This window comes from Chryseobacterium sp. S90 (assembly GCF_047444895.1).
In the GTDB taxonomy this organism is placed as follows: Bacteria; Bacteroidota; Bacteroidia; order Flavobacteriales; family Weeksellaceae; genus Chryseobacterium.
The window spans coordinates 275,647-300,012 of the sequence record NZ_JBLGCX010000003.1 but is presented as its reverse complement, the minus strand read 5'-3'; the positions used below and the strand labels follow the sequence as shown (position 1 = coordinate 300,012).

General features: G+C 36.3%; 21 protein-coding genes and 1 tRNA gene. 5 read left to right on the top strand and 17 right to left on the bottom strand.

Going from position 1 to position 24,366, the window contains the following annotated elements; all coding sequences use genetic code 11:
- Window positions 1-9: 9 nt before the first annotated feature.
- From ACLMCG_RS11230 to ACLMCG_RS11170, 13 genes are all read right to left on the bottom strand, one after another.
- Entirely contained in the window at window positions 10-1,014 is a 1,005-nt protein-coding gene (locus ACLMCG_RS11230; RefSeq protein WP_413959606.1) for a bestrophin family protein, read from the bottom strand.
- Between the two features lie 76 nt (window positions 1,015-1,090).
- On the bottom strand, window positions 1,091-1,768 hold the full coding sequence (locus tag ACLMCG_RS11225; protein WP_413959605.1) for a DUF2490 domain-containing protein: 678 nt from the start codon (window positions 1,766-1,768) through the stop codon (window positions 1,091-1,093).
- Between the two features lie 131 nt (window positions 1,769-1,899).
- Complete coding sequence (locus ACLMCG_RS11220; RefSeq protein WP_413959604.1) at window positions 1,900-2,292, bottom strand: DUF1398 domain-containing protein; 393 nt, start codon at window positions 2,290-2,292, stop codon at window positions 1,900-1,902.
- A gap of 171 nt (window positions 2,293-2,463) precedes the next feature.
- Entirely contained in the window at window positions 2,464-2,913 is a 450-nt protein-coding gene (locus tag ACLMCG_RS11215) for a VOC family protein (protein ID WP_309874834.1), read from the bottom strand.
- Window positions 2,914-2,970: 57 nt separating this feature from the next.
- Window positions 2,971-3,342 (bottom strand): VOC family protein, encoded by a 372-nt coding sequence (locus ACLMCG_RS11210; protein WP_223599674.1) that lies wholly within the window; start codon window positions 3,340-3,342, stop codon window positions 2,971-2,973.
- A complete protein-coding gene (locus ACLMCG_RS11205) occupies window positions 3,339-3,743 on the bottom strand; it encodes a hypothetical protein (protein ID WP_413959603.1) in 405 nt (134 codons plus the stop codon). Before ACLMCG_RS11205 ends, ACLMCG_RS11210 begins: the two co-directional genes overlap by 4 nt.
- Before the next feature lie 2 nt (window positions 3,744-3,745).
- Window positions 3,746-4,216: a hypothetical protein gene (locus ACLMCG_RS11200; protein WP_223599672.1), complete on the bottom strand. Its 471-nt coding sequence runs from the start codon at window positions 4,214-4,216 to the stop codon at window positions 3,746-3,748.
- 10 nt (window positions 4,217-4,226) lie between these two features.
- Window positions 4,227-4,682 carry a DUF1569 domain-containing protein gene (locus ACLMCG_RS11195; RefSeq protein ID WP_149832696.1) on the bottom strand — a complete coding sequence of 152 codons (456 nt, stop codon included), beginning with the start codon at window positions 4,680-4,682 and terminating at the stop codon, window positions 4,227-4,229.
- Window positions 4,683-5,135: 453 nt separating this feature from the next.
- Window positions 5,136-6,341 carry an ABC transporter permease gene (locus ACLMCG_RS11190; RefSeq protein WP_223599671.1) on the bottom strand — a complete coding sequence of 402 codons (1,206 nt, stop codon included), beginning with the start codon at window positions 6,339-6,341 and terminating at the stop codon, window positions 5,136-5,138.
- A gap of 59 nt (window positions 6,342-6,400) precedes the next feature.
- The gene (locus ACLMCG_RS11185) at window positions 6,401-7,357 is read right to left on the bottom strand and encodes an HlyD family secretion protein (protein ID WP_413959602.1); all 957 of its coding nucleotides are present in this window, start codon (window positions 7,355-7,357) and stop codon (window positions 6,401-6,403) included.
- Window positions 7,358-7,368: 11 nt separating this feature from the next.
- Window positions 7,369-8,787 carry a TolC family protein gene (locus ACLMCG_RS11180; protein WP_223599669.1) on the bottom strand — a complete coding sequence of 473 codons (1,419 nt, stop codon included), beginning with the start codon at window positions 8,785-8,787 and terminating at the stop codon, window positions 7,369-7,371.
- 1,135 nt (window positions 8,788-9,922) lie between these two features.
- On the bottom strand, window positions 9,923-10,411 hold the full coding sequence (locus tag ACLMCG_RS11175) for an ecotin (RefSeq protein WP_047378072.1): 489 nt from the start codon (window positions 10,409-10,411) through the stop codon (window positions 9,923-9,925).
- A gap of 147 nt (window positions 10,412-10,558) precedes the next feature.
- Window positions 10,559-16,465 (bottom strand): alpha-2-macroglobulin family protein, encoded by a 5,907-nt coding sequence (locus tag ACLMCG_RS11170; RefSeq protein WP_413959601.1) that lies wholly within the window; start codon window positions 16,463-16,465, stop codon window positions 10,559-10,561.
- A gap of 18 nt (window positions 16,466-16,483) precedes the next feature.
- Here ACLMCG_RS11170 and ACLMCG_RS11165 point away from each other — a divergent pair, with 18 nt between their 5' ends.
- The 4 genes from ACLMCG_RS11165 to ACLMCG_RS11150 all read left to right on the top strand — a co-directional run bounded on the left by ACLMCG_RS11165 (window position 16,484) and on the right by ACLMCG_RS11150 (window position 19,220).
- A complete protein-coding gene (locus ACLMCG_RS11165) occupies window positions 16,484-17,239 on the top strand; it encodes a hypothetical protein (protein ID WP_223599667.1) in 756 nt (251 codons plus the stop codon).
- Window positions 17,240-17,242: 3 nt separating this feature from the next.
- Entirely contained in the window at window positions 17,243-18,322 is a 1,080-nt protein-coding gene (recF, locus tag ACLMCG_RS11160; protein ID WP_223599666.1) for a DNA replication/repair protein RecF, read from the top strand.
- A gap of 149 nt (window positions 18,323-18,471) precedes the next feature.
- Complete coding sequence (locus ACLMCG_RS11155; RefSeq protein ID WP_413959600.1) at window positions 18,472-18,849, top strand: four helix bundle protein; 378 nt, start codon at window positions 18,472-18,474, stop codon at window positions 18,847-18,849.
- A 77-nt stretch (window positions 18,850-18,926) separates the two neighbouring features.
- Window positions 18,927-19,220: a hypothetical protein gene (locus ACLMCG_RS11150; RefSeq protein ID WP_413959599.1), complete on the top strand. Its 294-nt coding sequence runs from the start codon at window positions 18,927-18,929 to the stop codon at window positions 19,218-19,220.
- 58 nt (window positions 19,221-19,278) lie between these two features.
- On the opposite strand, the gene ACLMCG_RS11145 is transcribed toward ACLMCG_RS11150, so the two are convergent.
- From ACLMCG_RS11145 to ACLMCG_RS11135, 3 genes are read right to left on the bottom strand one after another with little or no spacing between them, the layout of a single operon-like run.
- On the bottom strand, window positions 19,279-21,309 hold the full coding sequence (locus ACLMCG_RS11145; protein WP_223599663.1) for a site-specific recombinase: 2,031 nt from the start codon (window positions 21,307-21,309) through the stop codon (window positions 19,279-19,281).
- Between the two features lie 13 nt (window positions 21,310-21,322).
- Window positions 21,323-21,967, bottom strand: coding sequence for a monofunctional biosynthetic peptidoglycan transglycosylase (gene mtgA / locus ACLMCG_RS11140; protein ID WP_047378078.1), 645 nt, complete (start codon window positions 21,965-21,967; stop codon window positions 21,323-21,325).
- 43 nt (window positions 21,968-22,010) lie between these two features.
- Window positions 22,011-23,057, bottom strand: coding sequence for an ABC transporter substrate-binding protein (locus ACLMCG_RS11135; protein WP_413959598.1), 1,047 nt, complete (start codon window positions 23,055-23,057; stop codon window positions 22,011-22,013).
- 60 nt (window positions 23,058-23,117) lie between these two features.
- Between ACLMCG_RS11135 and ACLMCG_RS11130 the strand changes: the two genes are divergently transcribed.
- Window positions 23,118-23,191, top strand: a tRNA-Arg gene (locus ACLMCG_RS11130).
- 117 nt (window positions 23,192-23,308) lie between these two features.
- Here the strand turns inward: ACLMCG_RS11130 and ACLMCG_RS11125 are convergent.
- Window positions 23,309-24,241: an aromatic alcohol reductase gene (locus ACLMCG_RS11125; RefSeq protein ID WP_413959597.1), complete on the bottom strand. Its 933-nt coding sequence runs from the start codon at window positions 24,239-24,241 to the stop codon at window positions 23,309-23,311.
- Between the last annotated feature and the right edge of the window lie 125 nt (window positions 24,242-24,366).

Below are 24,366 nucleotides of genomic sequence, written 5' to 3'. Positions count from 1 at the left end.
AATTTTCAGTTAGAGTACGATGTTGTTCTTTGGTGTGATTGCCGGCGGAAGATCAGACTCATCCAGCATATCTCTCATATCGATTTCTATGGTACGGCTGATCTGGGTGATCGGCACATCGTTAGGACTTCCTTCAAATGGATTTACGGAAGCTTCTCCAACACTATCCAAGGTATGAAAACACCACGTTACCAATAAAGAAAACGGAATATTAAACCATAATGTCCAGCCCTCCACTATTGTTCCGTCTCCTAATTTATCAAGTTCTTTCAGCAATCCGAAAGGCACAAAAACAATGAACAACAGCAAAAGATAAGTAGTGATTGAAGAAAAGTTTCTTGGATACGGAAAGTTTTTAATTCTTTCAGCTTTTCCCTGGTTATCTGTAAACTTCACCAATTGCTGATTGATCTGTGTCCATTGAAAATCGTTGAGTTCTCCTTTTTCATAGGCTTCAGACAGCGCTCTACTCTGCTTTGCCATTAGTTGTGTAGCCCTGTTTTTTTTGCTTAAAATATACTGAAGCTCGCTTTCCGAAAGGTATTTTTTCAATTCTTCATCCAGTTTGGAAAGCCTCTCCGGAATGTCATACTTTTTAGCATATTCATCAAACTGGTCTGTGCCCATGTTTTCCCATGCTCTCGGCTCACGAAGCTGAAATCTCAGTGCGGTAAGCCATGCATAATGGCGGAGAAACATTTCTTTTACTTTACCTGCATCTTTGGAAAGAAGAGCGTCTCTCAGAATATATCCGAAACTACGGCTGTCATTGATAATAGCTCCATAGATCTGTCTTGCTTCCCAGAGTCTGCTGTAGCTGGCATTGTTTTTAAAACCAACAATAAAAGCAACTGCAGTTCCCATGATGGCAATTGGCTGCCACGGAACGGAAAGGAATTTCCATCCTAAAAAGTACAGAACAGTAGGAATGGCTGATAATACGACAAGAGCATAAATACTCCGTCTGGTCCAGATAATGAACTCACGGGCTCCAAATCTTTTTCCTGAATGCATAGGTGTTTATTTTTTGTGTTTATTATTTTTTATTTTCAAATAATGGTCTTCATCAAGCATTCAGCAGCGGTTACAATCAGTTTTTGGTAAATGGAATATTATTATAGAAACCAATCTGAATCTGGCCACGATTTCTGTTTTCCTGAATCTGATTCATATAACCTGCTTCAATCCTCATGTTTTTATTGATGACATATCCTAAAGCACCATAGACTCTGTTTCTGTCAAAAACCGGATTATTGAAGTGCAGAAAAATCTCATTGTATATTGATGCATAAAGGGTTTTCGGCAGCATTTCTTTTTGGGTAATCGGAATATTGACTCCCAACATGTATCGGAACCTCATCCTGAAATCATCTTCCAGAAAACGTTCTTCCAAACGGTAACGATGCTGAAGGTAAAAACGTCCGAACTTCTGTTTGGTAATATACTGCTGGAAAATTCGGTGTTCAATATTTTCTTTTTTCTCACCGTTTACATAAGGCTGGCTCAGAATGAAACCATATCCCAATAAAACATTGTTATTATTTTCCGTAAGATCATATCCAATCCCTGTACGGATCAGTAACTGCTCCAGATCTCCGACCGCATCAAAATTACGATACTGAATCTCATTATGCCAGTTCAGTTTCTTACTGATTTTGTTATTTCCAAAATACATATACCATGCTCCCAGATCACTTTTTTGAGCAAATGTCAAAATGGAGCCCAAACCTAATACTGTGAATGCCAACTTCGTAAAAACCTTTCTCATGCCTGCTAATTACTATTATCTATCGTTTTTAACAAAATTAATATTTTAAATCAATAATAGCAAATACTATTTTACAACATGATTGAAAGAAAACCGGATACAATAATTTTCACCTGGCTTTCTCTAAAACATTACCCTGGAACCTGTTCTGTCAGTACATCAGCTTCATTTTGGCCAAAATAAGCACAGGTCATTCCATGAAAATCCATTTTCCATCCTTTGATTCCGTTTTCTGCACAGTCATTACAGAAAGTCATATAATCTGTTTCTCCCTGTTGGTGAAGCTTGAGCCTCAGTTTAAAATTTTCAAGGTTTAAGTTTTCTGAAACAGTAAGTGGGTCGTACTTGCTTCCCGTCTGCACAGATTGATTTTCCTGATCAAAATATTCTGTATTTCCATCAGAGACATAGGTTATATAATGAGAAACCCCTAATTTTTTTACGGCCTGAATATAGGCAGGGAAATCGGCTCCGCTTTTCACTTTTTGATGCTCGGTTTTAATGTCTTCAATTGTAAATTTCATTTTTTTATGTTTTTTAGGTGATTAAGTAAAAATCTTCCATCATTTTATTACCTCTGATGTACTTTTTTATCAAATTTAAAAAATTTAGGGATGCAAATATAGAGCAAATAAAAAACCGGCAATGTAACTGCCGGTAAGTTCTAACTATATTTCAAATACAAAATATTAATTTTATGGATGCTGCTGCATTTTAGCAGGATCATCATAGTTTACCATCCAGTTGATTCCGAATTTATCGCTAAACATTCCGAAATAAGCTCCCCAGAAAGTATCTGCCATTGGCATTGTTACCTGTCCACCTGCAGAAAGACCTCCGAATAATTTATCAGCTTCTTCTTTAGATTCTGCATTGATAGAAATAGAGAAATTGTTCCCGGCTTTGAAATTGGAAGACCATTCTCCTCCTGTATCGCTTCCCATCAATATGGTTTCTTTAGAGATTGGAAGTGAAACATGCATGATTTTGTCTTTGTCTTCCTCGGGAGTTTCTTTCCCTTCCATTGGAGGCATTTCTCCAAATGTTCCAATGTAAGGATACTCTCCTCCGAAAACAGATTTATAGAAATCAAATGCTTCTTTGCAATTTCCATTGAATGTTAAATAAACGTTTACTGTTGCCATAGTTGTTTTTTATTAGTTAAGTTTTTTTAAGTTGTTTTTGTACCGTTTTCCAGATAATTACCTGTGCTGATCTATAAGAATCATATTTCCATCGGGATCTTTCAGGTAAATATGTTCAGGTCCTGAAGTTGTTTCATCAGCTTCTTTTCCGATCTCAATTCCACTTTCTTTTAATCTTTTCTGAATTTCACGCACATCGTCAAAAGAGTCAAGATTCTGTGCATTTTCGTCCCATCCCGGATTGAAAGTAAGCATATTTCCGTCAAACATAGCCTGAAAAAGCCCTATCAATGTAGAACCGTTTTTCATGATCAGATAATTACTTTCTGTAGTTCCTGCCATTGTTGTAAAGCCCAGCTTCTCATAAAAGTCCTTGGATTTCTGAAGATCTTTTACACTTAAGCTGATTGAAAATGCTCCTAATTTCATATTTTTTTTGTTTTTAAAGCGAGTTTATGTCCTAGGAAAACCAGTCCCCAAACGAGGATTCCTAAAATCCAGAACCAGATTGGAGTAGGTAAAGACACCATCATGTAAATGGTCATCAGTAAAAAAATAATTCCACAGATTATGGCCGCCGCAGGTTTTCCGTTATTAGAAATTTTTGAGGCTGTAAATCCGGAAATAACTGCTGCCAAGACATACGCCAGAATAATAATGAATAAAGCCATAAAAGGAGCTTCATTAATATACACTTTCAGTGCCTCCATATCTCCGGCGGAAGCTTCTGCGGGAGGAGGATACAGATAATGGCCTATTTTTTCTACGACTGTAATACAAATGGAACCAACAATAAGTCCCACCACCACGGCTAATATTCTTCTCAGCATGGTTATTGGTTTTTTAAATGGGTTTTAAACGCTATCGTTCCATCATAACTTTTCCAGTCTCCTATCAGTTCAATATATTGCCCTTCAATTTTTTCTGTTTTCTTATTCCACTTAAAATTATAGACAAATCTTCCCTTAAAAAGCCCTGAATGTTTTCCTTTATTCTCTTCTGCCAGTTCATATTCCCCAAACACGGTTCCCTGCTTTCTGGAATCTTTATATTTTGAAATGGTAATCTTACCTTCAAACTTTGTGTAGTTGGTATCCACAAGGGAATATCCTGAAACAAAATATTCCTGATCATTCTTTTTATTCTGTTCAGAAATATTGATCTTCAGTTTCAGCTCCTGACCTTTGTTTCCGATAGTTCCCAGATAAGGTTTACTGTTGTTCAGCCATGTATTTGAAATATCCGGCATCTGCCCCAATACAAAATTGGCCGCCAGAAGGAAGAGTAATAAAGTTTTTTTCATGCAGTGAGTTTTAAACGCCAAATTGTGACAGATGGTGGTTCAGATGTTTAGCAAACATATTATTCCACTCCTGAGCCTTTAATTTTCCGAAAGAAAAAGATTCTTTTCCATCAAAAGCATCTGCCCCCAATTGCTGTGTTTTCTGAATAAAACCAATCAGTCTTGTTTTTTCTTCGTGAAAGTTTTTTCTGGTAGTTACCAAAAACTGTGGAGCCGTAGGAGAATCTCTTGGATATGCTTTCTCTCCTACTACTTTAGGTTTCACAAAGGTTTTTAATATAAATTTTGCAATAGATCCCGGTTTTTTATGTTTTTCCGGCTCATAAATCATTTCATAAGTGATACAACAGTGTGCAAGCATCTGGTCTACGGTCATTTTCCCCCATAAACCATGCGTATCTTCCACCAACTTATTTATCCTATCAATATAATTTTGAGCATCTTTTGCATCAAATACATTTTCCATATAATTTCTATTTTACTACAGACAAATATATCAGTTTTTTTGTTTGATTTTATTGTTGGATGAAAAAATTGAGGGTTGTTGGTTGTTGGATTCCGGTTGTGAGGTTGTGAGTTGATAGTTGGTCCGTTGCTGGTTGCTGGTTTGTGATTAAGTGTAGGGATAAAGGTTGAGGGTGTTACATGGGGAAGTTACGAGGTGCGGGGTTATGGGATGCTAGTTTTAAGGGTATGGGATTTCGGGGTGTTAGAATCTGGAGTTTGGGTGATGTGGATTGTTTTGTTTTTTGACTTATTTCTTGATGTTATTATTTTGGATTGTTTAATGTAAAGACTAATAACCACAGAACTATTACAAGCCATAACCAATATACCCAATCAACTAAAAACTAGAAACCAGCAACTAAAAACCAGCAACAAATTAACCAGAAACCAGAAATCAGAAACCAGCACTAAACTACTCAATCTCCTCAGAAGCATTCTCAACCGCAATTTCCTGTGGAGCAGCTTTTCTGAAAATAAACCAAAGTTTGATCTTTAAAGCAATCCAGCCTATCACAGCGTATACCACTAAAAGGATACTCAAATGTTTCAGGTAAGGGAATGTAAGTTCTACCGAACCTTTTTGAATTAATAATATTTTGAAAGCCTGTAAAAAAGGGGTCAATGGAATAATATTAGCGATAAACTGAACGAAGGCAGGCATCGCGCTTAAAGGCCATGTAAAACCACTGATAATGAAAGCCGGTGAAGCAATAACCATAAGGATTTGTGTAGCCTTCAATGCATCAGGAATCAGGATACTGATAAATACGCCTAAAAACGAAACTGATCCTACAAAAACGGCCGTCAGCAAAATAAAATTGAATATTCCTTCCGGCATAGGAACATGGAAAATCATGTGCATAAAGTAGTAAATACCTACAATGAGAATAGAAAATACCCAGATAGGAATTACTTTTATCAGCATGGTTGGGAAGGCCCATTTTTTCATTCTGAGATATTCTTTGACAAAAGAACCTCTTTCAAATTCAGCTGCAAAACTTACAGCCATAGCTAATAGAATCACCTGCTGTAATACTACTGCCAGCATAGCGGGCCACATGAAGATCAGGTAGTTTCCGGTAGTATTGAAGAGGGTAATATAATTGGCTTTGAAAGGTTCATATTGTGTCACCGCCTTTGCTGCAGGCATTCCTGCTTTTTGAAGAGCCTTGATGGAAGCTCCGGCAGAGAAGGTTCCTATGGTTAACTGAAGGGCTTTGGAGGCAAAATTTGCAGTTAAGACGTTTCCGGTATTGATATAGACATTCAGTTCAGGATATTTTTTCTGAAGCATATCTCCTTCAAACCTTGAAGGAATAATCACTACAGCTGCTGCTTCATGCCTGATGACCTCATCTTTGATGCTCAGCGGTTCCTGAAGATATCTGATTATTTTAATGCTTTTATTATCATCCAGCATTTCCGTCAGTTGATTAGATAAAGGAGTATTATCTCTGTCTACCACCAATACAGGAGTATTTTCAACTTTTCCGCTTTTGTAGACAAACCCCAGCAAGGTTGCATAGAAGACCGGTGCCAAAAAGAACACTGTCCTTAAGGTAGAATTGCCAATAAAAAGTTTGAACTCACGTTTCAAAAGACGGAAAAATTCTTTCATCTGTATATTTTTATATTTTGAGAATGAAATTCAATAGAAGCTTCATCCGTTCTTTTCATTTATTTCAGAATTACGTTAGCATTTACTAGAATACTTTTAGCCTTGTTCATGTCTTTGGGTTTTACTTTGATCTCATAGATCGCATCCTGCAGCTGGTAATCAGGGTAAGCTGTTGTAATATCCGCGTACTTTGTCAACTGCTTGATGTATACGATATCTCCTGTCAGGTTTTCTTTGTTATAAACCACCTGCATGGTCACTTCCTGCCCTTTTTTATATTTTGAAATAGCACTTTCCGGAATGGTAAATCTGAAATAAGTACTTTCAGGGATATATCCGTTGAATAGGGCAAAACCAGCTGTTGCAAGTTCTCCTGTGTTTAAACTGATAGTTTCTATTTCCATATCATTGGTAGCAATGATGTATCTTTCGGAATAGGCTACATTGGCTTCCTGCAAAGCTCCTTTGGCCTGTGATGCCTGTCCTGCCGCCATTTCTATTTTTTCAAAACGGGTTCCTCTGTTTACGTCATCCAGCTCTGCCACTACAGCATCATATTGTGCTTTTGCGCCCTGCAGTTTTGCATAAATTTCGTCATGAGCCTGCGGAGACATTAAACTGTCACGGAACATATTGTTTGCTCTTTTATACGATTTCTGGGCAAATTCGTATTGTTCTTTCAAACCTTTATATTTGGCCTGAAGCTGTTTCAACTGATCGGATGTAGCTCCGTTTTTTGCCATTTGCTCCTGAGCTGAAGCGGCGTTTACTGCGCCCTGTGCCTGCGCGATTTTTGCAGAAACTTCAGGGACATCAAGCTGAGCCAAAGTATCTCCTTTTTTCACCGTTTGACCTTCGGAAACATATATTTTTAAGATCCTTCCGGTAACTTTTGGGGCAAAAGAGATGACATCCTTTTTAGTTTTTCCTTCAGGTTCTTTGATCTTTTCATTTTTTTTGTCACAGCTCCCCAACAAAAACAGAGCAGTGAAGAGTATAGATATATTTTTATGCATCATTTAAATTTTTAAGGGATTAAATAAAATTTGGTGATATCCAGTTCCTGGGTAGACCTCATCAGTTCTATTCCCGCTCTTCTCTGGTTGAAAATGGCATTCTGATATTCCAGCTCGGAAGCTTCAAGATCGTTTTCCGCATCAATAAGCTGAGAAGATTTACTCATTCCATATCGGAATTCTTTTTCTGCCTGTACGAGTGCATTTTTTGCCAGTTCTTTTTCCTTGGCTTTTAAAGTAATCTGAGCGGAAGCAATATCGTAATTGGTCTGATTATTTGCCAAGTTCAGTGTCAGTTTTTTCAGGGCATCTTCTTTCTGGTTCTGCAATACTTCTTTTCCGACTTTGGCTGTTTCTTCAGCATGTTTTCCTTCTTTACCGTCAAAAATCTCCCATTTAAAACCTACTCCTGCCGTAATCAAAGGGAATACGTTGATATTGTTAGGTCTCCAGTCCAGCTTTTTCCCTTCGTATCCAAGTATCGGAACTGCCGGAATTATATTTTCTGAAGATTTGATCCTGTTCCCATACAAACCAATATAATAGGCGGAAGCCATCAGCTGGACTTTAGGAATCATCCAGGTTCTTTCGGCTTTTATTTTATAATCTGCAGCACTTATACCATGTTCCAGTGCTCGAATTTCTGCTCTCTGTTCTATTCCTTTTTCTGCTGCAAGCAGTTCTACAGGAGATAATACCGGATCTATCATTCGGAGCCTTTCTCTGTTGATTCCTGTTAAAATATAAAGTTGGGTAAGAAGTAATTCTTTTTTTCCTTCATATTCTACCATTTTCGCATCTAAGGTAGCCTGAGCGAGTTCGATTTTCTTATGGTCATAAGGAGTAATCAAGCCGTAACCAAGTGCTTTATCGGCTGTTTTTCTGTTGATATCAAGCCGTCTTTTACTTTCATCCAGTACTTTTTTAGACTGATGAATGAGAGCCAGCTGATCGTACGCTTTAGAAATCGTAGCAATTACCTCATCTTTTGTCTTTTCCAAAAGGATATCTTCAGATTTTTTCTTTTCTTCAACCGCTTTTTTCATGTATTTGACCTTCCCTCCGGAATACAGAAGCATTTTGGCATCTGCCTTGGCAATACCTGAAAATCCTGATACATTGAAATTATTGTTGAAAGTCCCTTCAGGAATATTAATAAAGGGAGCGAGATTGAGTTCCGGTGACGTAAGTCTTGCTGTTCCGTTGAGATAGCCGGCTTTACCACTCAATTCCAAGGTAGGAAGAAAGATATCTTTCAGTTTATGTTCGTCAAGATCGGTAAGTTTGTTTTGGGTCACCTGCATTTTGAGGTTCGAATCCCGAACCATAGCACTATCCAGAAGTTCTTTAAAATCCGGCGCAGACTGTGCCCAGCCAAAAGCGGGGAACGCAAAAAAACTAAACGTAAAAATCAATAAATTGTTTTTCATGGTTTATGTTTACAACAAATATAATGCAAAAAAAAGTAAAATCCTTCAAGATAATTCTACAATACTGTGAATTTAAAGTAAGTTTAAAATCTGTTTAAGTTTAAAACCTTACAAAATAAAGTTTTGCCTGATGCGTTTAAATGTTAATTAAAAACTAAAAAATTTTGAAAAAATATTTAACTCTACTTTTTTTACAATAATTCTGAAGCAATTTTGTCAGGAAATAAAAGGATTTAAAAGTACCAGACCGGAAAAACAAGCTTTAGTATTCTATTCTGAGATTTGAAATTTAGATTCCTTCGGAATGACAAATTGAGTGGATAGACTTCGGGAATAATAATCAGCAAAATTTGCAAGAATGATTATTCAATAGGAATGGGCTTTAGCCCGTTTGATAAAAGGTTAAAATTCAAACGGCTTTAGCCAAAACCTATAATATAACGCGATGTTCGCAAAAGCATTATGAAGTCTTTTAAATTCGTTCGTAAGGGCGTTTCACTCAGCCAATAAGGTAATTCTGAATTTTAGAGCATGGATTCCTGCGGAATGACAAACTGAGTGGATAGACTTCGGGAATAATAATCAGCAAAATTTGCAAGAATATTATTCAATAGGAATGGGCTTTAGCCCGTTTGATAAAAGGTTAAAATTCAAACGGCTTTAGCCAAAACCTATAATATAACGCGATGTTCGCAAAAGCATTATGAAGTCTTTTAAATTCGTTCGTAAGGGCGTTTCACTCAGCCAATAAGGTAATTCTGAATTTTAGAGCATGGATTCCTGCGGAATGACAAAGTGCGTGGATAGACTTGGGGAATAATAATCAGTAAAATTTGCAAGAATGATTATTCAATAGGAATGGGCTTTAGCCCGTTTGATAAAAGGTTAAAATTTCAAACGGCTTTAGCCAAAACCTATAATATAACGTGATGTTCGCAAAAGCATTATAAATTGTTTTAAATTCGTTCGCAACGGCATTTCACTCAGCGAATAAGGTGATTCTGAATTTTAGAGCCTGGATTCCTGCGGAATGACAAACGATACGTTCAATTAATTCCAAATTGATACTATATAAAAAAACGAAAACTCCCCACATTACTGTGAGGAGTTTTCTGTATAATTATAATAAGCTGATTTATCTTTGAACTGCTTTTTTCAAGCCAGCATCGGGACGTAAAATTCTGTAACGTACTTCGATGTCTTTCGGTACATAGAATACCAATGGAAGTTTACTGTTGTATCTTACTGTTTCAGGCTTTAGCGTAACGAATTTTTTAGTCAGTTTTTTATCCATGCAGCCCATCAGGGTTCCGGCAGTTTCTCCTTTAGACTCTACTTCATAATAGTTGTAGCCCCATCCCTGAAGATCCTGAGTTTTCATTTCTCCCATCAGGAAATAGTTGTTACAGTCTAACATTTTTTCAGCACCTACAAAAAGTTCAACTTTTAAGTCGTTTTCGTTTTTTGCTACTGGAAGCTGAATATATACCTGTTTATATCCTTCTTTAGCTTTTGGGAACATCTCGATCTGTAGTTTTTCAAACTTTTCTGCTTTCTTTTGCGCGAAAGCATTTACTCCAGCCATCAATACCAATCCAGTAATTAAAGTTTTAGAAAATTTCATCTTTATAATTTTTTTAATTTGTACTAACCTAATTTCAAAAACCATTCCAAAATTAAACAATTGTTTGATTTTTTTGATTTAATTCTATTTTCATTTGAAATCTTTCAACAAAAACTGCAGTAGTTTATACTGCAGTCTTCTTATACATTATTCTGATATTGTTACATTGCTTCCTTTTGTGTGGGCGTTCATCTGTGGTGCATAATAATTCTGCATCGTCGTAATTCCGTTGGAGAATTTTCCTGATGCATTGGCTACTACATCGTATTCAAAAACATATTTTCCTTTCGGCATGTACTGAATATAGAAATTGGTAGAAGCATCTTTGGTCGACTGATAATACCCAAGATTATTTTTCCACTGATATCCGGATAATACATCCACAGGTTCGAATCCTGCTGCACGCATATCTTTAATATGGATAAATTCCATGGCTCTGTCTGTATTCAGAATCATTCTTACCGTTACCTTATCTCCTACTTTCAACGGGGTTTCAGAAGAGATCTTCTGAAGTTCTTCTCCATTTACTGTTTTCACTTTTTTGTACAATTCTTTTGTTACGGAAATATAATTTTCAGAAGATTTGATTTTATCAAGATCTTCGTAATACTGCCAGAACAATCCACCCTGAACAATTCCGGGACCAGGTTTTGTAACGGTTACAGTGGCTAAGTTTTTATCTACGGCGTCTGTTTTCACTGTTGATTTTACATAGCCTGTTGCCTGGGTCTGAGGAACCAATTCTTTTCCTCCCCAAACGATAGTAGCTTTATCACTTTCTGCTCCGGTCCATGATTTTCCTGAATTCAGAATAGTAAAGATCACTTCGGCTGTCCCTCTTGAGCTTCCCCATGAGTTGACTTCCTTCTGAGTTACCAGCCAGATTTTCATATCCTCAATAAAGCTTTGGTCATTAGATCTTAACTTATTGAATGTTTCCAATGCTCCTGCATGGTTCACCACTTTGGAACCAAACCATCCCCAGTCGTTCAGGTTTTGCTTCCAGTAAATCCCTTGTGTTTTTGTATCTGTAGACGTTTCTTTAAGGTAAGTCATCAATTTATCAGATACCTCTTTCAGACCGTAATCATTCATCAATAATGCCGCACGGTGAAGTCCGAAGAATGTGAAATCTGTGATCTTTGCTGTTTTTGCTTTTTGTTTTACCAACGCTTTCAGAGTAGCTCCTTTTCCTTTTAAAGGATATTGTTTTTCCCAATAGTTTCTGCTATCAAGATAATCCATAGCCCAGTTGTTCCAGACATTGCCTTTTTTCACGTCAAAATATTTATTTACCTCATTGTCTACATACTGAATCAATTTAGCTGTAATAGCATTCTGATCGGCACTTTGATAGTCTTTCACATTATCTTTTAACCAAGAGTTGATTTTCCCTAAGTTTTTAAGGATATACAATGAAGTACCGTAAGAACTTGGATAACCAGGATACCATGAGAATCCACCATCAGGGTTTTGCAGTTTTTTGAAATCGTCCCAATCCTGATTAATCGAATTTTTCATCGTATTGACATCGAATAATAATGCCAGTTTCTGCATCTGCTCCGTTTCATTTTTGCTTTCCAGTACCCAAGGGGTTTCTTCCAGCAGCAACTGTTTCAGCTCCTGATTTTTTTCAAGATTTGAATGTAATAATCCTTTGTTCTGATATTCTTCAAAAACCGTTTTCATTTTCGGATTAGCTTTGAATATTTCTGAAGCTAACACATCTGCAAACCATTTATTGAAGATCACATCTGCTGAGTTATTCTGATCATTTTTCAGACTTGGAAGGGCAAACATAATCTCCCAGATCGGATTGGTTGTCAGTTCTAATGTATTGGAAACATTAGTAGCAGTTGTAGATGTATTATTTTTAAGGTTATCCAGTACAAATGTTTTGGTTTCTCCTTCTTTTACAAAAACAGGAACGGCATCCGTCACCAGCATTCTGTTTGGCAATACAGCAATAGCCTGCTGCTCACCGTCAGAATACTGACCAGCTTTAGCAACTACTTTGAAAATAACAGAGGAAACATTGTCTGGAACTTTCAATTTCCATGTTAATGCACTGCTTCCGTTTTCAATTAAATTAAAGTTTTGTACTCCTGAACTCATTCCGAATTTTGAAGAAATATTTTCATTGGTAAAGGCATCCAGGATTTGTAACTCGGCAGAACCGTTCAGTTTTTTATCGGTAAGATTTGAAAGTTTTGACTGAAGATTCAGTTCATCACCTTCTCTCAGGAACCTCGGATAGTTGGGCGTTACAGAGAATTCTTTCTGTGTTACCACTTCTTTTTCCAATGTGGCTGCTCTTGCATCCTTTGTGTGGGCAAGGAACATCAGTTTCCATTTTGTCAATGCTTCCGGAGAAGTGAACTCGAAGTTTACATTTCCTTCGGCATCGGTTTTCAGATCCGGATAGAAGAAGGCTGTTTCGTTCAGATTCTGACGTACAGGAATTTTTTCAAGATCCTCTCCATCTGAATCTTCACCTCCATTAGCGTCCTGTGCTCTTACTCTTGTAGCTGAGGCTTCATCATAGTGCTTATTAGATTTTTTTGCGTATCCAGTCACAACCACTTCTTCAATTGCTGCTTCTTTTGCAACAGTAGCAGGAGCCGGCATTACTGCATTGTTAACCATTACTCCTGAAACTCTTCCTTTTAATCCATAGTGAGCAAAGTCACCATCAAACCAGTTGAATTGCGGAACCTGTATATACTTGTCTTCAAAATATCTCAGCCTTTTCTGATAGTTTTGCTGCTGCAGGTAATTGTTGATCCCATAAGAAGTAACAATTACAAATGGTGTGTACAATTTTCTCCAGCTATAGCTATTTTCGGCAAACTGATCCAGAGACATATCGTACATATTAGCCAATACCTCAGCATTGATTTTTTCATTATCATTTCCGGTTACTTTTACCGTCCATTTTTCCTTAGAATTCGGTTCCAGTTTATCTCTGAAGGTTACCGTTTCAATTTTTAAAGGTTTTTCTGTGTCTTTTATTTTTAAATAAACAGATTCTGTATTCACATCATTGAATGCTACCAACTGAAACTGAAGGTTCAGATCTGACACACTTTTATCTTTAGGAATTTCAGCAGTATATTCTAATATTCCTTTTTTGATCTGATGAACTTCTGAAACCGTTTTTCCGGATCCATCCTGAACAAAAACATTCACTAATGCATCAGGAATTGCTGAGAACACATACACTTTGGCCTTTTCTCCTCTTGATAATTCTTCTTTCGGAGCAATCACTGTAAGGAATGTTTTTTGAGCTGGTTTTAAAGAGGTTTTATCCCAGATACTGAAATTCTGAGCTGCTTTTATAGTGTCTTTCCCTTCGATATTGAAAAGTTCCAGCTGATAATCTCCAGCTTCCAGTTTTCCTAAATCAAGATTTGTTGTTAGCTGAGCATTATCTGCAGATGGCTGCTGTTGTTTTTCAACCAATACTTTTTCTGTTTTCCAGTTCTTAATTTCATCATTTTCATCAAAAAGATCATGCGGAAATTTGCTGATGAACTCTTCTTTTGAATATTTCGGAAGATTCTGCACGTCAGATTTGAAATTATCTCTGAAAATTCGGTCAGGAGCGGTCATTTTTGATAACTTAACCTGATATGATTTTTTAAGATTCTGATCGTTATAGTTCTTGGTTTCCACCTTTACTTTTACATTTTCACCAGTAAAAGTATTGGCAATATTTTCTGCCTGAATGTAATGAGAAACGGATGCTACTTTCAATTGAGTATTTGCAGTCTGTGTTTCCCCATTAATGTCTGTAACGGATGCATTGATGGCATAGTTATCAATTTGTATTCCTTCCAGTTTCTCATCTTTTTTAAGCTCCAGACGGATAATAAATTCTCCTTTTTCATTAGTCTTTGCTTCGCCCAGAATTGAGTTTTCATTATCATTGTCCTGTGGATACCAGCTGAAATATCTCCATCTGATATTCTGTTTTTTAATTTCATAGTTGACTGTGGTATTATTCAGCGGAACACCGGAGAACATTACTGCTTTTCCTTTCAGTTCTATGGTCTGTCCATATTTGTATTCCTCTTTTACCGGATCAAAAGTAACTTCAAACTTCGGTCTTTTGTATTCTTCTACTCTGAAATTTTTATATCCCTGGCTTTCTCCATCTATTCTCAGGTAAAAATTACCATTCAGTTTTCCTTTCGGAAGAATGAAACTTCCATGATATGAGCCAAACTCATTGGTGGTAAATTCCTGCGAAGAAACCTCTTCACTATTGGTATTTAATAAAGTTATTTTTTGTTTTAATCCTGAAAGAACAGATTCAACTTCTTTATTGATATTCGTATTGATAACTTTGAAATAAACCGTCTGTCCGGGACGGTAAATTCCTCTGTCTATAAAAATCTGAGCCGTTGAACGGGTTTGTTTGTTAGGATTATAGTCTTCAGCAGACCCTCTGTTTCCATACACCTGCATGATCTGGAAATCATTGGTTTTAGGCTGCTGGATCAGGAAAGTCCGGTAGTACTCTTTACTTTCAGTAGAAGGGAATTTAAATACTCCATTTTCATTGGTTTTACCCTCAATTTTATTTAATGTTTTATTGGAAACAAATTCATAAAAACGAAGTCCTTCATTCGTCAGTGGTTTTCCGTTTTCACTATTCACCAACTTTAACTCATCAGAAAGAGGATTTCTGTCTGTTTTAGACTGATAAATAATTCTGTTTCCGGATACCAGGAAGTAAAAATTCTGTCTGGAGTCTGAATCTTTCATGTCAGCTCCGGCAACCGTGAATTCTGCTACATATACTCCTGAAGGAAGCGGTTTCACTTCCAGTGAAGTTTTATGATTCTGATAATCTTTAGGATCAGGAAGCTGGAATACTTCTTTCCTTACCAGATTCTTTTTCAGCTTTCCAAAAGTATTGGAATAAGAGTTCTGAACATATTGAAGCAGTGATGTAAAATCATCTTTTACTTCATAAATATTCAGGGTAAATTCTGACACGTTCTGATATTGTGCAACAAAATGAATCGGAAGGTTATTCTGGGTCTGAGCTTCATATTTTAAAGTCAGATATGGATTTACAATCTGAGCTTCTTTACTTTTGACATTCTCAATAAATGGAGATTTCGGATATTCATTTTTAGCCTGAGCCGCCAGTGCAATAGCTTCTTTAGGTTTCTTTTTGCCAACGAGCTCATCCATGATCTCTCCCATGATCATCACTTTATAATCTCCTTCTACATTAGATTTTAAAAGATTCTGAAGCTGCTCAAGTTTATCTTTACAGTGATTGAAGTTACAATTCTCTGTAATCTTTTCTTTTATGAAGTACAGCTTTGCATTTCCCTTATTCTGAGCAATTAGTTCATCATAAGTTGCATTGATTGCAGTACGGTTTGCTGTCAGTTCATTTTTTGTGAAAATATTGTTTTCAGATAAAAACTCTACTTTCTTTATGGCATACCAATCAGACAATGTTGGGAAATACGCGATATCACCCGTTCCGGAAAATATATCCTTATATTTTTCCAGAGAAATCTTTTTCATTTCAGGTTTTTCCTGATCAAGTTCCTGGAAGCTTTTTGTCAAATAATTTTTAAAATCAAGCTTGCTCCAGGTCTCAATCTGTGCAACATCCTGAGAATTGATATTGGTTCTTCCGTTTATTTTCCATGAATTCTGATTGTAATGATCCATGAAAAAGCCATTCAGCAAAACTTTGTATACCAATTTGCCTTCTCCACTTAATTTACCTTCTGCATCTTTAAGCTTTTTAAAAAATTGGGAAGCGGAATCGTTCTGGTCATCGTCCACCGTTTGGTTTACAATACTGAACTCCGCTTTCAGAGAACGGATCAGCTCGAATGCATTATTTTCTTTCATGGCTTGTTTTTGTATGTCTAAAATAATGGGAAGATTAGATTTATAAGCTCCTTTCGTACTGTTTTCAGCCACTTTTTTCCACTGGGTATCATAATATTTCTGTGCGGATACCTTTGAAAAGCTGAGCATTATAAGCAAAAGCATAAAAATCTTGGAAAATCTTTTCATATATATTAATTTTGATAAATGAACATTTTAAAAATACTGAAAAAAACTGTCATAGACAGCCAACTTTATGTCTCTCTTATGGGAACTCTTTTTGCAGTATTTTTTATGAAAGAGCAAAACACATTCCGTTTCCCTACCTTTGCATTAATTTTCATCACTTATTTCAGTGGTTATCTGTATACTAAATACCAATACACCAAGCACTTTTTCAAAATAGTGGTCCTCAATGCTGTTGCAGGAATTATCTGTGCCTTTTTAATCATTCACAACCATAATGAAATAAGGCTTTTGAAGTGGTTCATTATTGTAGTATTGGGACTGCTTTATAATAGCTTTTTTCTCGATGTTTATATCCGGAAAATCCCACTGCTGAAAGTTTTTTATGTCGGCTTAGTTTGGGCGCTGGTCAACTGCTGGCTCACTCTTCCGGAGTTCAGTATTCCTATTTTTCTGATCAGCTTTTTCTTTATCACCGCTCTTGTGCTTCCTTTTGATATCCGGGATATGAATAGTGACACCGTAAAGACCTTTCCTATGCTGATAGGGGTTCAGAATACCAAATACATTGCTTATGCACTAGTTTTCATCAGCAGTATGATCTCTATTTTCTATCTTGAATTAGCATATGCTCTAGCTTTTTTTATGTCAAGCATCATAACTTATATTTTCGTCTATTTCTCTGAAAATAAAAGAGATGACACTTATTATTCATTCGGGGTGGAAACTTGTTCAGCACTTCCCTTTTTATTTTTACTAATAATGGAGTATTTTTGACGAATGATAATCAAGAAGCTTTCCCTCTACAATTTCAAAAACCACTCTGAAAAAAAATTTGAATTTTCACCACAAATCAATTGCTTTGTGGGTAATAACGGTGTGGGAAAGACCAATATACTTGATGCCCTGCATTATTTATCTGTAGGAAAAAGTTTTCTGGGAAATACAGATGCGAATAATATTAAAAGAGAAGAAGATTTCTTTACGCTTGATGCTGAAATTCAGAATGAGGACAGCGAAGATATCATCAGAATTACCCAGCCCAAAGAAGCTAAAAAGGTGATCAAAAAGAATGATAAGAGCTATGACAGGCTTGCAGACCATATCGGATACCTTCCGAGTGTTATGATTTCTCCGTATGACTCCAATCTTATTTCAGATTCCGGAGAAAGCCGACGAAAGTTTCTGGATTCTATGATCTCTCAAACGGATTCAGAATATCTTTTTGACCTCATCCAATATCAGAAAACAATTCAGCAGCGAAATGCTTTATTGAAATATTTTGCCAAGAACAGAACATGGGATAAGGATTCACTGGAAATCTATGATGACCCGATTACCCGATTCGGGACTAAAATTTTTAAGAAAAGAAAAGAGTTTGTAGAGCAGCTCAACCCTATCGTTCAGAATTTCTATCAGATTATTTCCGGTGGGAAAGAAACCGTGTCTGTTATTTATGAATCTCATTTATTGGAAGATTCTTTTGAAAATCTTTTAAAAGAAAGCATTGAAAGAGACCGTATGCTCACCTATACCTCAAAAGGAATCCATAAGGATGATCTTCTTTTTGAAATGGACCATGTTTTAATCAAAAAAATAGGATCTCAGGGTCAGCAAAAGTCATTTCTGATTTCTTTAAAACTGGCTCAGATGAGTCTTGTGAAAGAACTTACCAAAAAAACACCTATTCTTTTACTGGATGATATTTTTGATAAGCTTGATGACACGAGAGTTTCACAGTTAATTGAACTTGTTAATCGTGAAAGTTTCGGACAGATATTCATTACTGATACCCACAGAGAAAGAACTGAAAGTGTAGTAAAGAAAATCAACGAGGAAAGTATTATTTTTGAGGTGTAGCGCGGATACGAGGTACGGGATGCGAGGTTTATAAATACGAGGTTTATAAATACAAGGTTAAAGTTGCGAGCTTTATCTGTTACGATAAAAATTTATTTATCATCGAAATGCTTTTTATCTTAACTTAATATCCTAAAAACACAAATAATATGAGTTATAGAAACTTGGAAATTTACAAATTAGCTTTTGAATTATTTTTAAAAACGCATAAAGCATCACTTCTTCTCCCTAAATATGAACTTTTTGAATTAGGCAGCCAGCTGAGAAGATCTTCCGATTCAGTGATTACGAATATTGTAGAAGGTTATGGAAGATCATCTTACAGAAATGACTACATTCGCTTCCTGATTTATAGCCATGCAAGTAATGATGAAACAATTAATCATTTAGAAAAAATTATCATCTTATACCCCAATTCTTCTTCAGAATTTGAAACATTAAGAAATTCATATAATACACTAGGTGGAAAACTTAATATTTATAAAAAATGGGTCATAGAAAATTGGAATAAAAACAATATACAATAAAAAATAGAAAAAACTCGAAACCCAAGACCTGAATTCCATAACCCCGAATCACGCAACCCGAAACCCGAACCTCAGCTATGAAGAAGAAAAAACGTGAATATCAATCCTCCGAACTGGTAAAATCTTTTGCCAGGATTTATGGTTTTGAACATAAACTTATTGCTTTTGACATTAAAGATTTCCTCGAGGATTATCTTGATGAAAGTCTTTTCAACGAAATAAGAAGTGTGAATATAGAAAACCAAATTATTATTATTAAGATTGATTCTCCCTTACTGAAACATGATTTTAAAATGCGGAAAAGCTTTTATCTGAAAAAGTTTCAGGATAAATTCGGAGAAGAGAAATTTCATGACCTTCAGATACTATAAAGACAAAAATGTATATCTATAGAAAAATGCTACCCTCGGGTAGCATTTTTTATTTTAATTAATGTTCTTCAGATTTATTGGAAATGGTACTGCTCATAAGATCATCTGCCTTTTTATCCAGTCGTGAGCTTAATGGAAGGAAGAATTTCAGGGGATGTTTCGTAAAATATCTGAAAATCTCTTTATAAATCTCACTTACTTGTCCGAAATTCATCTTTCGGGATCGGAATGCCAGGAACATGGATAGACTAAAACTTACCAGGAAGTTGAAAAAACCAATCAGGAAAACCGTTACAAAAGACATCCAGAAAGTATAGGAGTCTACTGAAAAATCTTTTCCATAAAGTCCCAATGCAAAGTTACCGGCAGCAAAAGTAATGTGTCTGATATCTAAATCGAGGCCGAAAAACATCCCTACCGGAGCTGTTGCTCCAAGGAACACCCCGAACCAAAAGTTAGAAACAATTCCAGGCCAGTTTTTAGCGTAATATTTTGAAAGTCCTTTTGCAAATTTCTTTCCGAAAAAACTTCTGATTGAAAGGTTTTTGGCAATTCTTTCCGGAATCTGGTAAAACACGGAATTGTTCCCGATATTCCCTGAAATAATCCCTGAAATAAAAAGATAAAAACCGGCTATACTTGCATGGAGAATCGCTTTTGATTTAAAAGGGTCAAGGTCTTTTAATAATTTATCTGATCTGTCTACTGCCAGATTTTGTGAGAAAAACACATCCAGTCCGTAAATAATGGCAAGCGCCACCGGAAAAGCAAGCAGCACATTTCCTACAAAGGCAATAAACTGACTTCGGAATAATTTGGATACCAAATGGGCAAATTCTGTATTGTTTCTTTGGGTCTTTCCTTCCTCAGACAATACTTTTGTCATGGTAGCAGCTGTCATTGCCGGCTGTTTTGTAGCAAGGGTAAAACCCATCAGATAGATCATCACAAATCCCATTGCATAGTTCATAGAGTATAGAAAAGCGTGTGAAAAATCACTTCCCGGGATATACCCGTACAGCATTTTCAAAACACAAAGTGCTCCTACAATGATTCCACCACCACTCGCTTTGTAGAACATCGTCATATACTCTTTCCGGGTAGAGGTGATGTAATGAGCCCCGGCTTCTGCGGTATGATTGGTAATAAGGTGGGAAATCAGCCTTGTACTATCGTTGATCAGATCGGAAATATTATTTTTATGAGATTTGTAGCTCAGAATATTAAAGATCAGCTGTTTAGATTTTATCAGAACATCTTCTTCAGTATCAATGACCAATAACTGCACGATATCATAAATTCGTTCGGTTTGCTGACGGATCTTAAGCAGGGATTGGTTAATTTTTCCGGAAATACCATATTTGGCAGAATTTTTAAAAGCAATATTTACAAATTCCTGGCATTGTTCTGCATAGATTTTAATCTGTTTATATCTGCTGTCTTTGGAATGAAGCTGAAGTTCAGGGTCTTTTTCCAGATCATCTGCTAATGTTTCCAGCTCATTCTGAAGGGCAAGAAACGGATTGTCCAGATTTCTGTACTGCGGAGCCATTCTCACCACTTCCACTTCCATAGCCATCCCCGTAACCCTCCAGGAAAGAATATTCATAGAGAAAATGAGTTCTTTTTTCACATTGGGTTTCAGGATAAAATCTGAAGCACCCAGCATGTTTAAAAATTCGTCAATCTCGTTTTCAGGAAGATTATGCAGATATCTCAGATCTTTCTTAGGTCTAAGACTCACATTGTCAATCATAAACCACACCGTCTTTTCGTTTTCAACAGGTGGTAAAACCTTGTTCAGGATTCTTTTTTTAAGCTCCGGAAAGAAGGCATTTTCTGAAAGAATATTAGCCTCCGTCAACGAAAGATTGAAAGGTCTTCCTCTGAAAATATTGTGGATATAGTGTTTAAAGTTCTCAGCAAAATTAGGATTGCTCCTGAAAAAATTGAGCACATCTGTAAAGTCTGCCTCTTTGATAGTCTCTAAAAACTCTGCAAAGGGCTCTAAAGAAAGGGTTTCGTTCTTAAAAGAAAAATATTTTTTAAGAACTGACTCAAAGTTTGTGCTGGAATTAAAGAATTTCATTAGTACAAAGATACTATTTCAAACTCACATTCCTCATCTGTCTCATGATCCAATTATGTTTCTTCCTTAAATAAGGAGATGGATTTTTAGGGTCATATTTTTTCGGATTAGGCAATACTGCAGCAATCCAGGCTGCATCTGAAGCACTTAAGTCCTTGGATGATTTTCCAAAATAATACTGAGCCGCAGCTTCCACTCCAAATACGCCTTGTCCCATTTCAATAGAATTCAGGTATCTTTCAAGAATAATATCTTTGCTCCACACTTTTTCAATAATGAAAGTGTAGACCGCTTCCAATCCTTTTCTCACCCAACTTCTTCCCTGCCAAAGAAATATATTTTTTGCTGTCTGCTGGGAAATGGTACTTCCTCCTCTTATTTTTTTGCCTTTCTCATTATATTTCATCGCTTTTTCGATGGCTGTATAATCGAAACCGTCATGATCAAAGAATTTCTGGTCTTCAGACGCGATTACGGCTTTTTTCACATTGCTTCCCATTTCGTCATAGGAAATATAATCCCTGTGCAGTTTGCCGTATTCAAAAAGGCCTCCTATCTGGGTAAGGGTAATTGGCGGATTAAAGAATCTGCCCCAGATAATAAAAACTACATTCAGAACAAGAATGATGAAGATAAGCTGTTTAATTTTTTTCCACATAACTTTATAAAAAGGAAAGGCAAAAATAAGCAAATAGTACGAGTTACTGCAATTCTTTCATGTAAGTAAGCTGATAATCCGGTAAAAGTTCAGGATGGAAGATCTTAATGTAATCTTTAAGGATCAAATCTGCTCTTACCACTCCACTTTCGAAGAAATCATTGGCTTTTAGTTTTTCTTTTCCTGCTATGGTGTAAATTTTTCCTTTATTGAATACATCCAGTTTTTCATAGAAAGGATTCATGCCCAGCATTTCTTTTTTTGAAGTATGGCTTCCTGCGTTCACCCAATACTGAACACCTCCTGCTTTGGCATATACTTCTTCAAAGCTCATCGTCAATGCTTTTTCATCCTTGTTGTCCTTCATGACATAATTGGCATTGGCATCTGAAATATAATGAGCAACAGAAGTATTTCCACCTGGAAGATACCATACATCCCCGTACATCTCATTGGCAAGAACAACTGGTTTTTCTTTGGCACTTGTCGCCAATTTTTTAAGTTCACTATAATTTTTTTCTACTTCCTGGTATTTTGCTTCCGCTTCTTTTTCTTTCCCTAAAAACTCTCCGAAAAGTTTAATATAGGCCGTTTTTTCTAAAGGCTTCTGCTCCATATATTCATCCAGAAATATTACCTGAATGCCATTGTTTTTCAAAAGCTCATAAGTATTGTCAAAGCTGGCAATGTGATTCGTAAAAATAGCATCCGGCTTCATAGAGATAATCTTCTCTATATCATATTTCTGCTCGCTTCCTACGTTCTGGATTTTCCCTTCTTTAAGCAGATTCTGAATTTTATCTGAATAGATATACTCCGGACTTGATACCCCAATGATTAAATTTTCTGCTCCAAGCTCTGAAATATACCCTGCCATACTCGAATTCAACAGGATAATTTTCTTGAATGGAGTTTGATTTTGCTTAAAATTATAAGTAAAATTCCCCGATTTTAGCTCCAAGGTACCATCATGTTCCTTAAATTGGGTACGGGCAGATATATTGGTCCAATCTGAGGACGAAATTTTTGATTCTCTTTTACAAGCTGTTAGCGCAAAAACCGTAAATAAAAGTAAAATTCTTTGTTTCATCTTTCAAAGAACGGAAAAAAGTGCTATATTTGCAAACCTTTAAACAACAAGGTAACACAAGGCCTCGTGGCGCAACTGAATAGCGCATCTGATTACGGCTCAGAAGGTTACAGGTTTGAATCCTGTCGAGGTCACAAACAGCCAAATGGCGCCACTTTATGACAAGTAGCGCCATTTTTTATCTGTATATTCTTAATAGCATTATACTTGCAGGGTTTATAAAATACTTTTAAGTAATGTTAAGTTATTTACTATTGATAAGATTCCCAGTCAATATTATCTTTTGCCCATTGCTTGGCAGAGGTTGTCGGAATTCTGTTTTTGCCATTAAATGTCTTTTCTAATGACCAGGAAACACCTCTTCCTGCTCCAAATATGGAACGGTATTTTTTAACGAAATTGGTGGGATCATTTTTAAGATCATTGGTTATTTCATTGATGTCTGAAAGTCTACGCTTATACTTTTGTCCTGACAATGATTCTGCAATGTCAGCCAAATCTCCGTAGGTGATGGTATCACCTGCAATATAGACGATCTCATTTTCAATCTCTGGTTCTGTGAAGAATATCTCAGCGGTAAGTCTTCCAATATCATCAGGTGTCGTTAGGGTAACCGCAGTATCCCATCCGCCAATGGCATTGATCGATTTTTTCTCTAAATCTAAAATACCAAAAAATGGTTCAAATAGATAGCTGGTAAACATACCCGTGGAAATAATGATCCACTTTGTAGTATTTTGTGATCTAAGAAGTTTTCTTACATCAAGCTGTTCATCAAACAGATCCTGGGCACTGCCTCGTCCTATCAGCTCAAAATCAACTCCGAACTGCCAAGGAAAATATCTTTTAACGCCAGCATCAAGCACAGCATTGGCCAACTTCAGCTGAAAACCTCCTGCACCGGTTCCATAGCCCGTACATGAAACAACAGCATCATAGTTTTTGAAAATAGCAATAAGTTCCAGAGACGGAGCGGACAGATCCCCTGCGAGCAGTTCCACACCTAATTCCTTGATCTCTGTAATATTCTTTTTCTTATTCTCATCTTCAGAGTGAATTGTTGCTTCTCTCAGTAAAACAGTCACTCTTACGTTGATATAGTTTTTAGCTTTTTTTGCGATATTGCGGATGACAAGCATCCCTAATTCACCTGCTCCTAAAATTAAAATTGACTTATTTTCCATTTTAAAATAATTTAATGTATTTGAATCCCAACATTGTAGAGATTTGTTCATTTCCTTGAGCAAAGTTATTGCGTTCAGATTATCAAAGCAATAAGACACCTGGCTGTTAGCCACTTACCTATAGG

Bases quoted from the DNA above. Each gene is read 5' to 3' on its own strand.
- ACLMCG_RS11230 (WP_413959606.1), bottom strand. From the start codon at position 1,014: ATGCATTCAGGAAAAAGATTTGGAGCCCGTGAGTTCATTATCTGGACC.
- ACLMCG_RS11225 (WP_413959605.1), bottom strand. From the start codon at position 1,768: ATGAGAAAGGTTTTTACGAAGTTGGCATTCACAGTATTAGGTTTGGGC.
- ACLMCG_RS11220 (WP_413959604.1), bottom strand. From the start codon at position 2,292: ATGAAATTTACAATTGAAGACATTAAAACCGAGCATCAAAAAGTGAAA.
- ACLMCG_RS11215 (WP_309874834.1), bottom strand. From the start codon at position 2,913: ATGGCAACAGTAAACGTTTATTTAACATTCAATGGAAATTGCAAAGAA.
- ACLMCG_RS11210 (WP_223599674.1), bottom strand. From the start codon at position 3,342: ATGAAATTAGGAGCATTTTCAATCAGCTTAAGTGTAAAAGATCTTCAG.
- ACLMCG_RS11205 (WP_413959603.1), bottom strand. From the start codon at position 3,743: ATGCTGAGAAGAATATTAGCCGTGGTGGTGGGACTTATTGTTGGTTCC.
- ACLMCG_RS11200 (WP_223599672.1), bottom strand. From the start codon at position 4,216: ATGAAAAAAACTTTATTACTCTTCCTTCTGGCGGCCAATTTTGTATTG.
- ACLMCG_RS11195 (WP_149832696.1), bottom strand. From the start codon at position 4,682: ATGGAAAATGTATTTGATGCAAAAGATGCTCAAAATTATATTGATAGG.
- ACLMCG_RS11190 (WP_223599671.1), bottom strand. From the start codon at position 6,341: ATGAAAGAATTTTTCCGTCTTTTGAAACGTGAGTTCAAACTTTTTATT.
- ACLMCG_RS11185 (WP_413959602.1), bottom strand. From the start codon at position 7,357: ATGCATAAAAATATATCTATACTCTTCACTGCTCTGTTTTTGTTGGGG.
- ACLMCG_RS11180 (WP_223599669.1), bottom strand. From the start codon at position 8,787: ATGAAAAACAATTTATTGATTTTTACGTTTAGTTTTTTTGCGTTCCCC.
- ACLMCG_RS11175 (WP_047378072.1), bottom strand. From the start codon at position 10,411: ATGAAATTTTCTAAAACTTTAATTACTGGATTGGTATTGATGGCTGGA.
- ACLMCG_RS11170 (WP_413959601.1), bottom strand. From the start codon at position 16,465: ATGAAAAGATTTTCCAAGATTTTTATGCTTTTGCTTATAATGCTCAGC.
- ACLMCG_RS11165 (WP_223599667.1), top strand. From the start codon at position 16,484: ATGAACATTTTAAAAATACTGAAAAAAACTGTCATAGACAGCCAACTT.
- recF (WP_223599666.1), top strand. From the start codon at position 17,243: ATGATAATCAAGAAGCTTTCCCTCTACAATTTCAAAAACCACTCTGAA.
- ACLMCG_RS11155 (WP_413959600.1), top strand. From the start codon at position 18,472: ATGAGTTATAGAAACTTGGAAATTTACAAATTAGCTTTTGAATTATTT.
- ACLMCG_RS11150 (WP_413959599.1), top strand. From the start codon at position 18,927: ATGAAGAAGAAAAAACGTGAATATCAATCCTCCGAACTGGTAAAATCT.
- ACLMCG_RS11145 (WP_223599663.1), bottom strand. From the start codon at position 21,309: ATGAAATTCTTTAATTCCAGCACAAACTTTGAGTCAGTTCTTAAAAAA.
- mtgA (WP_047378078.1), bottom strand. From the start codon at position 21,967: ATGTGGAAAAAAATTAAACAGCTTATCTTCATCATTCTTGTTCTGAAT.
- ACLMCG_RS11135 (WP_413959598.1), bottom strand. From the start codon at position 23,057: ATGAAACAAAGAATTTTACTTTTATTTACGGTTTTTGCGCTAACAGCT.
- ACLMCG_RS11125 (WP_413959597.1), bottom strand. From the start codon at position 24,241: ATGGAAAATAAGTCAATTTTAATTTTAGGAGCAGGTGAATTAGGGATG.